The 15,025-nt window shown below is 61.0% G+C and carries 14 protein-coding genes; 9 read left to right on the top strand and 5 right to left on the bottom strand.

Features of this window, described 5'->3' with window-relative positions:
• Positions 1-9: 9 nt before the first annotated feature.
• Positions 10-216, bottom strand: coding sequence for a DUF465 domain-containing protein (locus HYPGJ_RS16145; protein ID WP_013216576.1), 207 nt, complete (start codon positions 214-216; stop codon positions 10-12).
• A gap of 250 nt (positions 217-466) precedes the next feature.
• Here HYPGJ_RS16145 and HYPGJ_RS18890 point away from each other — a divergent pair, with 250 nt between their 5' ends.
• From HYPGJ_RS18890 to HYPGJ_RS16160, 3 genes are all read left to right on the top strand, one after another.
• A complete protein-coding gene (locus HYPGJ_RS18890; RefSeq protein ID WP_200185743.1) occupies positions 467-646 on the top strand; it encodes a DUF465 domain-containing protein in 180 nt (59 codons plus the stop codon).
• Positions 647-895: 249 nt separating this feature from the next.
• A complete protein-coding gene (locus HYPGJ_RS16155) occupies positions 896-1,252 on the top strand; it encodes a metalloregulator ArsR/SmtB family transcription factor (RefSeq protein WP_046848017.1) in 357 nt (118 codons plus the stop codon).
• Positions 1,230-1,736: an SRPBCC domain-containing protein gene (locus tag HYPGJ_RS16160; protein WP_046848018.1), complete on the top strand. Its 507-nt coding sequence runs from the start codon at positions 1,230-1,232 to the stop codon at positions 1,734-1,736. The genes HYPGJ_RS16155 and HYPGJ_RS16160 overlap by 23 nt, the downstream gene beginning before the upstream one ends.
• 66 nt (positions 1,737-1,802) lie before the next feature.
• Here HYPGJ_RS16160 and HYPGJ_RS16165 read toward each other — a convergent pair whose 3' ends face one another.
• Positions 1,803-2,783 carry a catalase family peroxidase gene (locus HYPGJ_RS16165; RefSeq protein WP_046848492.1) on the bottom strand — a complete coding sequence of 327 codons (981 nt, stop codon included), beginning with the start codon at positions 2,781-2,783 and terminating at the stop codon, positions 1,803-1,805.
• Between the two features lie 193 nt (positions 2,784-2,976).
• A complete protein-coding gene (gene zigA, locus HYPGJ_RS16170) occupies positions 2,977-4,236 on the bottom strand; it encodes a zinc metallochaperone GTPase ZigA (protein ID WP_046848019.1) in 1,260 nt (419 codons plus the stop codon).
• A gap of 308 nt (positions 4,237-4,544) precedes the next feature.
• On the opposite strand from zigA, the gene HYPGJ_RS16175 reads away from it, so the two are divergent.
• Entirely contained in the window at positions 4,545-4,817 is a 273-nt protein-coding gene (locus HYPGJ_RS16175) for a hypothetical protein (RefSeq protein WP_013216570.1), read from the top strand.
• A gap of 58 nt (positions 4,818-4,875) precedes the next feature.
• On the opposite strand, the gene HYPGJ_RS16180 is transcribed toward HYPGJ_RS16175, so the two are convergent.
• Complete coding sequence (locus tag HYPGJ_RS16180) at positions 4,876-6,501, bottom strand: acyl-CoA synthetase (RefSeq protein WP_046848493.1); 1,626 nt, start codon at positions 6,499-6,501, stop codon at positions 4,876-4,878.
• Between the two features lie 306 nt (positions 6,502-6,807).
• Between HYPGJ_RS16180 and HYPGJ_RS16185 the strand changes: the two genes are divergently transcribed.
• On the top strand, positions 6,808-7,128 hold the full coding sequence (locus HYPGJ_RS16185) for a helix-turn-helix transcriptional regulator (RefSeq protein ID WP_046848020.1): 321 nt from the start codon (positions 6,808-6,810) through the stop codon (positions 7,126-7,128).
• 54 nt (positions 7,129-7,182) lie between these two features.
• Entirely contained in the window at positions 7,183-8,901 is a 1,719-nt protein-coding gene (locus tag HYPGJ_RS16190; RefSeq protein WP_046848021.1) for a SulP family inorganic anion transporter, read from the top strand.
• Between the two features lie 8 nt (positions 8,902-8,909).
• On the opposite strand, the gene HYPGJ_RS16195 is transcribed toward HYPGJ_RS16190, so the two are convergent.
• Positions 8,910-9,701 carry a cell cycle transcriptional regulator TrcR gene (locus tag HYPGJ_RS16195; RefSeq protein WP_046848022.1) on the bottom strand — a complete coding sequence of 264 codons (792 nt, stop codon included), beginning with the start codon at positions 9,699-9,701 and terminating at the stop codon, positions 8,910-8,912.
• Positions 9,702-9,953: 252 nt separating this feature from the next.
• Between HYPGJ_RS16195 and HYPGJ_RS16200 the strand changes: the two genes are divergently transcribed.
• The 3 genes from HYPGJ_RS16200 to ileS all read left to right on the top strand — a co-directional run bounded on the left by HYPGJ_RS16200 (position 9,954) and on the right by ileS (position 14,865).
• Positions 9,954-10,391: a MaoC family dehydratase gene (locus HYPGJ_RS16200; RefSeq protein WP_013216565.1), complete on the top strand. Its 438-nt coding sequence runs from the start codon at positions 9,954-9,956 to the stop codon at positions 10,389-10,391.
• Between the two features lie 59 nt (positions 10,392-10,450).
• Complete coding sequence (locus tag HYPGJ_RS16205) at positions 10,451-11,377, top strand: bifunctional riboflavin kinase/FAD synthetase (RefSeq protein WP_046848023.1); 927 nt, start codon at positions 10,451-10,453, stop codon at positions 11,375-11,377.
• A 335-nt stretch (positions 11,378-11,712) separates the two neighbouring features.
• Entirely contained in the window at positions 11,713-14,865 is a 3,153-nt protein-coding gene (gene ileS, locus HYPGJ_RS16210; protein ID WP_083984159.1) for an isoleucine--tRNA ligase, read from the top strand.
• Positions 14,866-15,025 lie beyond the last annotated feature (160 nt).

Here is a 15,025-nt window from a genome sequence, read left to right on the forward strand (position 1 = left end):
TCCGGCCGCTTAGGCAATGATGTCGGGAAGCAGCTTGTCTTCGATCTGCGTGATGCGATCCTTCAAGACGAGCTTCTTTTTCTTCAGCCGTTTGACAAGAAGTTGGTCGGCCAGAGGGTTGTCTTCAAGTGACACGATCTCGCAGTCGAGCTTTCTGTGCTCGGCCCGCAAGTTCACCAACTCTTCCCTGAGCTCGCGTTCGTCGCGCCGCTCCATCGCAAATGCCCTACCCCCGCCCAATCGCTCGAAGCGTTTTGGGCGATTGCTTTTGATCTGGCAACTGGCAAACGCGAGATGCCTCAAAGATGACTCTAATCGCGTGAAAGTATTTCACAAATCTCTAACGCGCACACGGACGATTGCTATGCAATGGAGTTCAAATCTTCCAAATCCATGCTCCGAGGCGTTGGACAACCTTCGAAACGTGTGGCAGGATTCTTACATCTGCAATCTCTTTTGGAGGCAAATGATGGCGATTACGGCTCATCTTGCAGAACTAGCGGAAAAGCACCGGGCCCTTGAAGAGCGGATCGATCAAGTGGTCTCGGGTCCAGGTTCGGACGACATCGAGATCCGCCGACTGAAACAAGAGAAGTTGAGACTAAAAGACGAGATCGAACGGCTGAGGCGCGAAACGCGACACTAGTCCGCCGAGAAACCCAGACAATTCATATATGAAGCCCTGCCTGCGGAGCGTTTGTGCGCCCGCCGAGCGGGGCTTTTGCAATTTTACCGGCACGATTTCCCGCGTGTTTTGTCGTGCGAGCACTTGGCTTTGAAGTTTCGCTTCCGATATTGCCAGTCCGGATCGGCGATTTTCGTTTCGAACATTTGACGGCAGGGTTACGCGTCCTTATTTAGCTATATAGTTATTTAACTTAATGGATAAATAAAGATGGCCTCCGATCGCCTCAGCGAAACGTTCTCCGCTCTCGCGGACCCGACCCGACGTGCAATCCTTGCGCGACTGACCAACGGTGAAACGTCGGTATCGGAATTGGCCGAACCTTTCGACATGAGCCTCCCCGCCATCTCGAAGCATCTGAAAGTTCTCGAACGCGCGGGTCTCATCGCGCGCGGGCGCTCGGCGCAATGGCGGCCATGCCGTCTCGAAGCGTCCGCTCTGAAGGATGCCAACGAGTGGACGGGACAATACCGGAAATTCTGGGAGCAAGAATTCGAGCGGCTTGATGCGGGTTCGCGCGAGCCGCAGGCAACGGAGAAAAAGCGTGGTCCAACTAAAAGCAAGTGATCAGCGTGATGAACAACAGCCGGCGCTGTCGGTCGAAATCGAGCGCGTCTATAACGCACCGCGCATGCTCGTTTATCGCATGTGGTCGACGCCGGATCATCTCGCGAAATGGTCGGCCCCGAGGGGGTATGCGATACCCGCAGCGCGAACCGATTTCCGAGAAGGCGGCAGCTGGTATGCCCGCATGCTCTCGTTGGGCGGCGCCGACTTCCGCGTGCAGGGCCGCTATGTTGAGATCGTCGAAGGCAGCCGCATCGTGCTGACGCACGCATGGCTCGATGAAAAGGGCAAGCCTGGACACGAAACGCTGATCACCATCGTGCTCGAGGACGAAGGCAAAAACACGAAAATGACGTTTCGCCAGGAAGGCTTCGATTCCATCGCGTCGCGCGATGGAATGGCTGGCGGCTGGAAGGAATGTTTCGACCAGCTCGGCGAACAGCTCGCGCATATTGCCGGGCCGTCGGACCGCCGAAAATCGTAGCAGAACGTGGCTGGATGACACCCTCGCAGCGTTGCCGAGGATGTCATCCAATAAGCGTCGCTTGGGCTACTTCGCCCGCCGCCCGAATGAGACGGCATACGCGGCCGAGCGCATCGGAAAGATCGTATCGTTCGCCGGGCCTTCGATGCCATCGACGACAAGCGTCGGATCGAAAATGCCGGCATCGCACGTTTTGTCGTCCTCGGTGCCCGTGATCGAAATCGTCCCGAGCGTTACCGACTTGCGCTGGTCTTCGGGCCATAGCTCCGTTGGATCGTCGACTGGATCACCGGGCTCGCCGAGAATTGCTGTAAGCGTGAACTGGGCCGGCCCCTTCGCCAGCCGCTCGGCAAGTTCGGGGCGATAGAAATCCGGGTCCTTCGCTTTCGCTTCCTCGTCGGTCAGGCCGACTTCGCCGGCAACCGGAAGCGCTTTGTATTTTATGACCCGCGTCTTGCCCTCGGCATTCGTGAACGTGAAGGCGTGGATGCCCCAATAGTTGACCGTCGCGTAACTCGCCGGAACGGGGCGCGCATTGAGCCACTGCGCTTGCCGCGTCGAATTCGGATTGGCCTGGAAGAATGCGCCGATCTTCTCCTTGTCTTTCGTTGCGACCGCTGTGAGCAACGCCAGGAATTGATCCGGATCCTTGGCTGCGAAAACCGGCGCCGAAACCATCAGCAGATCGGTCGTATTGCCGTTTCCGATGTCGAAATGCAGCGCGATGCCGCGCACGTTGTCCTTCTGGAAATTCGGCGCGGCAGGATTTCCGCCGCCCATCGAAAAGCGCCCGATCAGATTGACCGGTGTTTTGGAATTGAAATGCGGTGCTTTCGACAGGCTCGCTGCCTCGGCTGTCGGCGTAAAGTTGCCTTTGACGCAGAAGCCATGCGTGTGGGCGGCGCGAACGCCATCATGCGCACCGAAGACCGCGTTAAGCGCGTTGACCAGACTTTCCGCGTCCGCTTCCGCATACGCCGGGACGGCAGCGGGAAGAGAGAAAGCCGCAACGAACATCGCGGCAGGAAAGAGCCGTTTGAAGATCATGGTGCGATCCTTCACGTTGCTGTGGTGACAATTGCAGATAGACAGACCGCCGACTGTCCTGCTCGTGCGCTTTCGATTTCGAATGCGCAATCGTTACAATTGCGCATTTGGCCAAGCGGCGCAGCAATTTGCTACGCGATGTCTGCAACGGCAAGGTGAAGCTAGTGACTAATATTCCGGCAGAGCGCCTCGATCAGGCCGCATCGCGCCGCCAATCCGGGAACGGATCCGGGAGATCTCGCCATGCCGTTGTATCGATGGCGGTGTCGGGAACTGTGTGCACCAGGCAGCCATCAAGCTCCGCGATAATGGAAGCCTTGTCCATATCGCGCGAGCCGATGAACACGATCTCCTGGCGCCGATCGCCCCACGTTGTGTGCCAACCTTTGTTGATGCGATCGATCAGGCGCTCGTCATCCGGCCAATTCGTTTTCGGCACAGCCGCCCACCAGTAGCCGATCGCCTCGTGTCGCACGAGCGCGCCCGCCTGGCTGACTTCGCCCACCCACTGCGGCCGCGTCGCCAGCCAGAAAAATCCTTTCGCTCGAATGACGCCGGGCCAGGACGTATTGAAAAACGCATGCAGCTTTTCCGGCTCGAACGGCCCGCGCGCCCGATAGACGAAGCTCGAAATCCCGTATTCTTCCGTCTCGGGCGAATGCTCCGCGAAACCATTCAATTCCTTGAACCAGGTGGGATGGCGGTGCGCGGCGTCGAAATCAAAGAGCCCCGTATCGAGGATGTTGCGCGGGGAAACGTGCGCATGGCTCGTCTCGATGATGCGCGCGTCGGCATTGAGCGCGCGAACGATGGCGCGCGCTGCTGCAACCTGACTTCGGGTCGCGATGTCGACTTTGTTGATGACGACGACATCGGCAAACTCGATCTGCTCGACGAGCAATCCGACAAGCGAACGCTCGTCGTCGTCGCCGGCGACATCGCCGCGGTCTCTCAGGAAATCGACGGATGAATAATCCTTGAGCAGATGCGCCCCGTCGACCACCGTGACCATGGTGTCGAGACGCGCGACGTCGGACAAGCTCTTGCCCGCCTCGTCGCGGAACTCGAATGTCGCGGCAACGGGAAGAGGCTCGGCGATGCCCGTCGACTCGATCAGCAGGTAGTCGAAGCGGCGCTCCGCAGCCAAACGATGAACTTCCTTCAGCAGATCGTCGCGCAACGTGCAGCAGATGCAGCCGTTCGACATTTCCACCAGAGCTTCATCGGTGCGCGAGAGATCGGCTCCGCCCTTGGCGATGAGATCGGCGTCGATATTCACCTCGCTCATATCGTTGACGATGACCGCAACCTTCAAACCCTCGCGGTTATTCAGAACATGATTGAGCAGCGTGGTTTTGCCGGCGCCGAGAAATCCGGACAGAACCGTAACGGGCAGCCGCTCGTCTTTCTTCGCCGCTTCCGCCCGCATGTGCGCGTTGATTTTCTCGTCCATCCGCATGTCTCCCGATCCGATCCAACGGCTCAAATATCGGATGTTATAATATCCGTCAATCCATTTGCGAGATCAGCAGTCGAATTGCGGGAGCCGGGAGAAGGAACGCGACGAACGCGTGCTTCGTCATTGAACGATCACAGCGCGAAATTTCGCGACGCAACATCCGCAGCGCACAATTGATCTGCAGCATTTCTTTTTAATCTTTGGGGTGATCAATTCTTGCGTGCCGCTGGTTCGCGCGCCTTGCCACGCACTCCGGCGCATCTTACCCTTATTGAATAAGGGCCTGTCACACGGTGAATCTGATGACGGAAACCTGCACCCAGCCAATCTCAAAAGCCGAGGTCGATCGCTTCCTGTTCGGCAAGCACATTACCGGTTGTCCGGTTTGTGGCCGCTTTCGCTCGCAATGCGATGTGGACGTTCACACGCTGACCTGCCAGCGCGCCGATCCGGATTCGAAGGCGCCAGTCAACGTGCTGATGATCGTTTGCCAGAACTGCGGCGCGATCCAGTTCCACGACCGGAGCGTGATCTCGCATTGGCTCGAATGCCAGAAGCGGGTGCTCGTGAAATAGCGAGCACCTCTGAACGTCCTGCAGCCTCGCGGTCGCGACGTGCGGCGCGCGTCAAACGTCACACGTCTTTGGCCATTTCCCGAAGTTTGAATTTTTGGATTTTTCCGGTCGACGTTTTCGGCACCTCGGCGAAGACTACGCGACGCGGAACCTTGAAGCGCGCCAGTCCCTGCCGGCACCATTCGAGGATTTCTTCTTCCGTCGCCGACGCGCCAGGGCGAAGCTCGATGAAAGCGCACGGCGTCTCGCCCCATTTCTCGTCCGGCTTGGCGACGACCGCGCAGAACGCGACGCCTGGATGCTTGTAAAGAACCTCCTCGACCTCGATTGACGAGATATTCTCGCCTCCCGAAATGATGATGTCTTTCGACCGGTCCTTGAGCTGAATGTAACCGTCGGGATGCATCACGCCGAGGTCGCCCGAATGGAACCAGCCTCCGGCAAACGCTTCTTCCGTTGCCTTCGGGTTCTTGAGGTAACCCTTCATCACGATGTTGCCGCGGAACATGACTTCGCCAAGCGTCTCGCCATCGGCCGGCACTTCCGTCATCGTCTCCGGGTCCATGACGGTCAGCGCTTCGAGCGCCACGTAGCGAATGCCTTGGCGAATACGTTTCGCGCTGCGGTCCGGCGCGGGAAGATCGTTCCACGACGGGTCCCATTCGTTGATCGTCGCGGGCCCATACGTTTCGGTCAGGCCATAGAGATGCGTCAGCTCGAAACCGGCGTCCGTCATCGCCGAGATGACAGCCGCTGGCGGCGGCGCGGCGGCGTGATTGAACGCGACGACATGCGAAATCGGACGCTTCTCGTCAGCCGGCGCGTTGAGCAGCGTCGCCATGACGATCGGCGCGCCGGAAAGATGCGTCACCTTATGATCGACGATCGCGTCATACATCGCCTTGGCGCGCACCCAGCGAAGGCAGACGTGCGTACCCTGCGCCATGGTGATCGACCACGGAAAACACCAGCCGTTGCAGTGAAACATCGGCAGCGTCCAGAGATACACGGGGAACCGCGTCATCCCGGTCGAGATCGTGTTCGCGTAGCACATCAGGGCCGCGCCGCGATGATGATAGACGACGCCCTTCGGATTGCCCGTCGTGCCTGACGTGTAATTGAGCGAGATCGCCTCCCACTCGTCTTCCGGCCAGCGCCACGCAAAATCGGGGTCGCCGCTCGAAACGAACGCCTCATAATCGTCCAGCGACAGCGCCTCGCCCGTCTGCGGAAATTCCGGGTCATCGTAATCGATGATGATCGGCTTCGCTTTCGCGAGCGCCAGGGCGGCGTTCATCGTTACGGAAAATTCGCGATCGGTGATGAGCAGCTTCGTGTCCGCGTGATCGAGCTGAAAGGCGACGATCGCCGCGTCGAGCCGGGTGTTGATCGTATGGAGCACGGCGCCCGTCATCGCCACGCCGAAGTGGGCTTCGAGCATCGCTGGTGTGTTCGCGAGCATCACGGAAACGGTGTCGCCCGGGCCGATGCCGCGCGCCGCAAGCGCGCTCGCGAGCTGGCGGCAGCGCCGATAGAACTCGGCGTACGAAATGCGCATCTTGCCGTGAATGATCGCGATGTGCTCAGGGGCGGCGAGCGCCGTGCGGGCGAGAAATGAGAGCGGCGTCAACGGCTGGTAGTTGGCGGAATTCTTATCAAGGTTCTGCTCGAAAGGATTCGACACGTGTGTTGCCCCGAAAAATTTCAACGTAACGGCCGGCGCTGATCGCGCTTTCACCGCGTGCAATTCGACACCGATGCGACGCTACCGAATGCACCCTGCCGCAGCAATGGCGGATTAGCATCCGCAAGCCGGGACGCCTTATAGCGCGCGTACCCGCAACAGCGGCAGGTGAGCCGCCGTTTTGTACGCCGCATTTGCTGTGTTTCAGCCCCGTCGGGGATACGACTCTCGTATCATGCCTAAAAAATACATATTGATGTATAAAACATCATAAATTAAAGCTCAGGCTTGCATAGGGTGTGTGCGATGATCACTGCAGCGCAAATGCGGGCCGCTAGGGCTCTCCTCGGCATCGACCAGCAGACGCTGGCCGAGCTTGCGGGCGTTTCGCTGCCGACCATCCAGCGCATGGAAGCAAGTGAAGGCAACGTGCGAGGCGTCGTCGCCACGCTGATGAAGGTCGTCGGGGCCTTCGAAGCTGCGGGCGTCGAATTGATCGGCGAGACCACGCCGAGCATCGGACAGGGCCGCGGCGTCCGCATGAAAGAGCGGGCGGCGGTTCCGGTCGCGATGTCCGCACCTCCGCCGCCTGGCAAAAAGCGGAGCTTGCCGCGAGCGACCGATTGATTGCCGCACCACGCGCATTGTCCCGCGGCGGCCCACAAATTTCGAGAGAGTAAAATGTCTACGTCCACGACGATTGCAACGAAGCGCGCGACGCCGAGCCTTGCGGAGCTCTTCACGCCGAAGCTGGTGACGGTTCTGCGCGAGGGCTACGGCTTGGCCGCGCTTCGCGCCGACGCAATCGCCGGTCTCACCGTTGCGATCGTGGCGTTGCCGCTGTCGATGGCCATCGCGATCGGCTCCGGCCTGTCGCCGGAAAAAGGCCTGTTTACCGCCGTCGTCGGGGGCTTCCTGATTTCGGCGCTCGGCGGCAGCCGGTTCCAGATCGGCGGCCCGGCCGGAGCCTTCATCGTCCTGATCGCGTCGATCGTCGAACGCGCGGGCTATGAGGGCCTGGTGATCGCGACGGCGATGGCCGGGATCATCATGATCGCCGCCGGTTATCTGCGCATCGGGACATACATCAAATACATCCCGTTTCCCGTTACGGTCGGTTTCACCACCGGCATCGCCGTCATCATCTTCGCCAGCCAGGTGAAGGATATGCTCGGCCTCGACATCGCGCACGAGCCGGCCGCGCTTATCCCGAAAATCGAGGCGATTGCCTCGGCCATCGGATCGATCCGCCCGTCGACCGTCTTCATGTCGCTCCTTTCCATCGGCATCATTCTCGGCATCCGGCGTTTGAGGCCGAATTGGCCGGGCATGCTCATAGCGGTCGGCGTAACGGCGGCTTTGACGGCATTTCTGCATCTCGATGTCGCGACGATCGGATCGCGCTTCGGCGGCGTTCCCCGCATGTTGCCGGCACCCGCCTTTCCTGAAATCACCCTCGCGAAAATTCAGGCGGCCGTTCCCGATGCCCTTTCGATCGCGCTTCTGGGAGCGATCGAAAGCCTTCTTTCCGCGGTCGTCGCCGACGGAATGTCGGGACGAAAGCACCGTTCGAATTGCGAACTCGTCGCCCAGGGCTTCGCCAATTGCGCCGCCGTCGTCTTCGGCGGCATGTGCGTGACCGGCACGATCGCGCGCACCGCGACCAACGTCCGCGCCGGAGCATACGGGCCCGTATCGGGAATGCTGCACTCGGTTTTCGTCTTGCTGTTCATGCTGGTCGCGGCGCCGCTCGCGATCTACATCCCGCTCGCCGGACTTGGCGGCGTTCTCGCCGTCGTGGCCTGGAACATGGCGGAAAAGCGCGAATTCGTCAGTCTGATCCGGTCGTCACGCGGCGACGCCGCCGTGTTGCTCGCGACATTCCTGCTGACGATTTTCGTCGAACTGACCATCGCGATCGCCGTCGGCGTCACGCTCGGCGCGTTCCTGTTTCTGCATCGCATGGCCGAAGCCGTCGAGGTCGAGACAGGCAGCGTGCTGATCGCCGACGATCAGGCCGACAGCGCCGAAGGCGATGGAACGGACATGCCGCGCGTCACCGACGAAGGCGTCATGGTCTACCGGATTTCCGGCGCTTTCTTCTTCGGTGCAACGGCTGCCGTCGGCAGCGTGCTCGACCGCATCGGCGCGCAACCGAAAGCATTCGTTCTCGACTTTTCCGAGGTGCCGTTCGTCGACAGCACCGCCGCCAAGTCGCTCGAAGGCTTCGCGAAGAAGCTCAATCGGGCGGGTACGACGGTTTACTTCACGTCGACGAGCAAACACGTCCGGCGCACGCTGTTGAACGCCGGCTTGCGCAGACCGCTCGTTTTATACGCGGCGGGAATAGAGGACGCGCTCGCGGCAGCCCGCGAGAGCGCTCCAACACAAGCAGGCTAGACGGGAAGTTACTCGCCGTCCGGCTCTTTGCTGTCCTCGGGCTTGCTGTCGTCTTCGTCGGTCTCTTCTTCCGCCTTCGGAGACGTCATGCCCTTGAGCTTCGCAAAAACGCGCGCCTGTTCCTGCTCGGGAGTTTCCTCCGGAGCTTCCTCGGCGGCCTTCGGCGCCAGGATCTGAGCGGTCGTCGACGAGGCTGTCGTTTCCGACGCCGGCAGCAGCGTTCCGGCCTTGTCCTGATCGAGACCCGAATCCTTGCGATCGCGCTCGGTGCGCTTCGCCGCCTTCTTCACCTCGGCATCGAGGTCGATCTGCGAGCAAAGTCCGAGTGTCACCGGGTCCTGCGGCGTCAGCTGCGCCGAGTTCCAGTGCGTGCGGTCGCGGATCTGCGCGATGGTCGGCTTCGTCGTGCCGACGAGGCGCATGATCTGGCTATCTTTGAGTTCCGGGTGATTGCGAAGCAGCCAGAGCACGGCGTTCGGCCGGTCGTGGCGGCGCGAGACCGGCGTATAGCGCGGCCCCTTGCGGGTCTGCGGCAGCGGCGGCAGCTGAACCTTGCTCTCCGCAAGCTGCAGCTCGTGCGACGAATCTTTTTCCGCCTTCGCGATTTCATCGCGCGTCAGCTGACCGTTCGTGACGGGGTCCATGCCCTTGATGCCCTGGGCGACCTCGCCGTCGGCGATGCCTTTCACTTCCAGAGGATGCAGCCCGCAGAACTCGGCGATCTGGTCGAATGACAACGCCGTGTTCTCCACCAGCCAGACGGCGGTGGCTTTCGGCATCAGGGGGCGACGGTCGCTCATGGATAATCCTCTTTCGGTCCCCCGCGCGTCCGCGAGAGCCAGTGCAAAGGTAAATTGAAGGGAATAGCGGCTTATAACGCTTTCGCGCCATCCGACGCAAGGCTGGAATGGTTTCCACCATGCAAGAACGCCGCAGCCTCAAGAGCGGTCATAGAGTTGCGGCAAGCGTTTATGAAGCGTTAGTGTCGCGCGGCGGGTTTGGGGCGACATTAGGGCGGCCTACGGCCTGGTAAATGCAACGAGGACAATGGGATGCTCGCGACAGCCGGTCGAACCAAATATTTCGAGGACTTGGAGGTCGGTCAGGAAGCCTCGATGTCGCGGATCGTCACCGAGGCGGATATCGTCGCCTACGCGGCGCTGTCGGGTGACTACAACCCGGTGCACCTCGACGCAGATTATGCGTCAGGAACGATCTTCAAGGAACGCATCGCGCACGGCATCTTGTCGGCGGGCTACATCTCCGCTCTGTTCGGCATGAAACTGCCAGGCCCTGGCGCGATCTACGTATCGCAGTCCCTGTTCTTCAAAGGCCCGGTGAAGATCGACGATCGCGTCGAGTCACTCGTTCGCATTATCGAGTTGATCCCCGACAAGAAGCGGGCGCGGTTCGATTGTGTCTGTACGGTCGCGGGCAAACCGGTCCTCACCGGTGAAGCCGTCCTGATGGTTCCCTCGCGTCCGAGGTGAGAGCAGGTTAGGCTCGAAGGTTCTTCAGGCAGCATCGGGATTGAAGGAACGCGCGGTGCATGCACGTCATTCACGGCCATAAGCATGTGCCGCCGGAACATCGCGGCGCGTCGATCGCGATCGGCAACTTCGACGGTGTTCATCGCGGCCATCGCGCGCTGATCCGCGAGGCAAAGGCCAAGGCGCGGGAGAAGGGCACGGCATCGGCGGCGATGGTTTTCGAACCGCATCCGCGCGAGTTCTTCCAGCCGAACGAAGTACAGTTCCGGCTGACGACTCTCAACCGCAAGCTCGAGATTTTTGAAAAGCTCGGCCTCGATCTGGTGTTCGTCGAGCCTTTCGATGCCGATTTGGCAGCGCTTCCCGGCGAAGCCTTTATCGAGCGCGTGCTTGTTGCCGGCCTCGGCGCGGCACACGTCGTCATCGGATACGATTTTTATTTCGGCCACAAGCGCGGCGGCAATCCGGAGCTGATGGTGAGGTCGGGCGAGGAGCTTGGCTTCGGCGTCACTGTCATGCCGCCGATTGCCGAAGACGGTGCGGTCTTTTCATCCTCGAGCGTTCGCCTGCATCTGGCGCAGGGCGACGTCAAAGGCGTGACGCACATGCTCGGCGAACCGTGGCGCGTTTCCGGCCGCGTCATCGGCGGCGCCAAGCGCGGCACCGGCATGGGATATCCAACCGCCAACATTCCGATGCCGAAGGGCACGACGCTCGGCCACGGCATTTACGCCGTTCGCACGCATCTTGATGGCCAGACGTACGACGCAGCGGCGTATCTCGGAACGCGCCCGACGTTCGACGACGGTCATCCGGTGCTGGAGGTGTTCTTGTTCGACTTCAACGGCGACATCTACGGCCGCGAGATCGAAGTCGAGTTCATCGACTTCATCCGGAGCGATCGCCGGTTTCGCTCGGCCGAGGAACTGGTCGTGCAGATGGAAGCCGATATTGCGCAGGCGAAAGCGGTGTTGTCGGCCAACTGAGCCCGCCCGCCTGCGTGTGCTTACGTTAAGCTTGGTTGCGTTCGCGCTTGGCGATCTTCGCGGCGCGCTTTGCTGCGTTCTTGGCCTTGCGCTGCCGGGCCTGGATCTGGCGGCGGCGGGAATCTGTCATCTGCATGGGAAATCTCCGTTGTTCGCCCCGCGTCTAGCATAAAAGGGCGGCTGATAAAGACGAAAAATCCGCTTCCCGCGGACCGCGCCGGTTTGTCCTGCCGAAACGGCGCTCCGCCGGTGTGGCAAAGGCTCCCCATGCCGCTTTGCTAAGGCGCGGCGCAGTTGCTAGAACGCGCGCTGATTTTGAACGAAAGATTCATCCGATGTCGAAAGACCAGAAGGCCGCCGCCAAGCCGGGTGCCGCCAAATCGGGCGCTGCGAGCGGTACAGCCGCCGAAGCCACGGGCCGCGACTGGAGCAAGACGCTATTTCTGCCCCAGACCGACTTTCCCATGCGCGCCGGATTGCCCGAGCTCGAGCCGAAGCTCCTGAAGCGCTGGGCCGACATCGGACTTTACGAAAAGCTGCGTGCGGAATCGAAAGGCCGCGTGAAATTCACGCTGCACGACGGCCCGCCTTACGCGAACGGCAACATCCACATCGGGCACGCGCTGAACAAGATCCTGAAGGACCTTGTCGTCAAATCGCAGCAGATGCTCGGCCACGATTCCAACTACGTGCCCGGCTGGGACTGCCACGGCCTGCCGATCGAATGGAAGATCGAGGAGCAGTATCGCGCCAAGGGCAAGGAGAAGCCGAACTTCCTCGATCCGGTCGCGATCAACGCCTTCCGTGACGAATGCCGCAAGTTCGCCGCGCACTGGCTCGACGTGCAGCGCGAGGAATTCAAACGTCTCGGCGTCGTCGGCGATTGGGCGCATCCCTATTCGACGATGGCCTACAACGCCGAAGCGATCATCGCGCGCGAGGTGATGAAGTTCGCGGAAAGCGGCTTGCTCTATCGCGGGTCGAAGCCGGTGATGTGGAGCGTCGTCGAAAAAACGGCGCTCGCCGAGGCCGAGGTCGAATATCAGGACCACCAGTCCGACATGATCTGGGTGAAGTTTCCTGTGAAGCCTCTGTCTCCGAACGAGGAGCCGGCCACGAAAGATATCCCGCCGGAACTGCACCCTGAATTGACGCCGGAAAACTTGGAGGGCGCATCGGTCGTTATCTGGACGACGACTCCGTGGACGATGCCGGGCAACCGCGCCATCAGCTTTTCGTCACGCATCGCGTACGGTTTGTATGAAGTCACGGCCGCGCCAGAAAACAATTGGGCGAAGGTTGGCGATCGCTACATCCTCGCCGACAAGCTCGCCGCCGACGTGATGAAAGCCGCGAAGGTCGAAGCCTACGAGAAGCGCTGGAGCGTCAACGCGTTCGAGCTTCGTCACCTCGTCTGTGAGCACCCACTCGCATCGCTCGGCTACACCTTCGACGTTCCGCTGCTTGACGGCGATCACGTCACCGACGACACCGGCACGGGCTTCGTGCATACCGCGCCCGGTCACGGCGCCGACGACTACAACATCTGGACAAAAAATCAGAAGGCGCTGCGCGATCGCGGCATCGACACGGAAGTTCCCTTCACTGTCGACGCCGACGGCGTGCTGACGAAGTCCGCGCCGGGCTTCGAAGGCAAACGCGTGCTGAAGGAGAACGGCGACAAGGGCGACGCCAACGACGCGGTCATCAAGGCGCTGGCCGAAGCGGGCAACATCATCGCGCGCGGACGCCTGAAGCATCAGTACCCGCATTCGTGGCGCTCGAAGAAGCCGGTCATCTTCCGAAACACGCCGCAGTGGTTCATTTCGATGGACACTAAGTTGGCGCTCGGCGACTCCCCTGCGGGGAGCCGGCCGCCGAGCGCAGGGGATAATTCTCCGACGCTTCGCCACCTCGCGCTCGATGAAATCAAGCGCGTCGAATGGGTGCCGGCGGCGGGCGAGAACCGCATCACCGGCATGATCGAGAACCGCCCCGATTGGGTCGTCTCGCGCCAGCGCGCGTGGGGCGTGCCGATCACCGTTTTCCGCAATGTCGAAACGGATCAGGTCATCCCCGGTCCCGAGTTCGAGAAGTCGGACGAACTCGCCGCGCGCATCGAAAAAGCGTTCGCCGAAAAGGGCGCCGACGTCTGGTTCGAGGAAGGCGCGAAAGAGCGCTTCCTGAAAGGCCTCGTGCCCGACAAGGATCTGGCGAAGTGGGAACAGGTCAAGGACGTGCTCGACGTCTGGTTCGATTCAGGATCGACGCACGCCTTCACGCTCGAAGACCCGGTTGCGTTTCCGGGTTTCAAAGGTCTGCGCCGCAAGCGCGACGGCGGCCAGGATCGCGTCATGTATCTCGAAGGCTCGGACCAGCATCGCGGCTGGTTCCATTCCTCGCTGCTCGAGTCGTGCGGCACGCGCGGCGACGCTCCTTATGACGTCGTGCTGACGCACGGCTTCGTCCTCGACGAGAAGGGGCAGAAGATGTCGAAGTCCCTCGGCAACGTCGTCGCGCCGCAGGACGTGATCGCGAAGTCCGGCGCCGATATTCTCCGCCTTTGGGTTGCGGCCTCCGATTATTCCGACGATCTCCGCATCGGACCGGAAATCCTGAAGACGTTTTCGGAAACCTACCGCAAGCTGCGGAATACGCTGCGCTGGATGCTCGGCGCACTTGCGCACTTCAAGCCAGGCGACGCGGTTGCGTTCAAGGACATGAAGCCGTTCGAACTCGAGCGTCTGATGCTGCATCGGCTTGCCGAACTCGACCACGACGTTCGCAAAGCCTACGAGACCTACGACTATCGCAAGATCGTCGGCTTGCTCACGCAGTTCATGAACACGGAGCTTTCCGCGTTCTATTTCGATATCCGCAAGGACACGCTCTATTGCGAGCCGCCGTCGAGCCTGAAGCGCAAAGCCGCGCTGACGGTCATCGACAAGCTTTGCGATACGCTGCTCAAATGGCTGGCGCCGATCCTATCGTTCACGGCGGAGGAAGCGTGGCTGCAATATCGCCCGAACGGCGGCGAGAGCATCCACCTGCTGCCGTTCCCGAAAATCTCGCGCGAATGGCGCGACGACAATCTCGCCGCCAAGTGGGATCGCGTGAAGGAAGTCCGCAGCGTCGTGACGGGAGCGCTCGAGATCGAACGCGCCAACAAGAAAATCGGTTCATCGCTCGAAGCGGCTCCCGAAGTCTACGTAACCGACGCCGATCTGATGTCGGGCCTCGAAGGCGTCGACATGGCGGAGGTGTGCATCACGTCGGACATTTCGATCTCGGATAAGGCTGCGCCTGCCGGAGCATTCACGTTGCCGAACGAGGAAGGAGTCGGCGTCGTCGTCAAACGCGCGGAAGGCAAGAAGTGCGCGCGTTCCTGGCGCATCACGAACGACGTCGGGTCCGACCCCGCCTATCCCGATCTCTCGGCCCGCGACGCCGCCGCAGTCCGCGAAATCGACGCCGAGGCCGTCGCGTGATGGCATCCGCCGTCACCTCAGCCCTGACCTCTCCCCGCCAAGGGGAGGGGAATTGCCTCTGCGCTAGACCTCTCCCTTACCAAGGGAGTGCTCTAGCAAATCGCCCGAATTTTCGGCGCTCGCGGGCCCATGCTTTTCCCATCGCGCCCACGGGCTCGCT

Origin of the sequence: Hyphomicrobium sp. GJ21, assembly GCF_001006785.1 — a bacterium.
Taxonomy (GTDB): Bacteria; Pseudomonadota; Alphaproteobacteria; order Rhizobiales; family Hyphomicrobiaceae; genus Hyphomicrobium_B.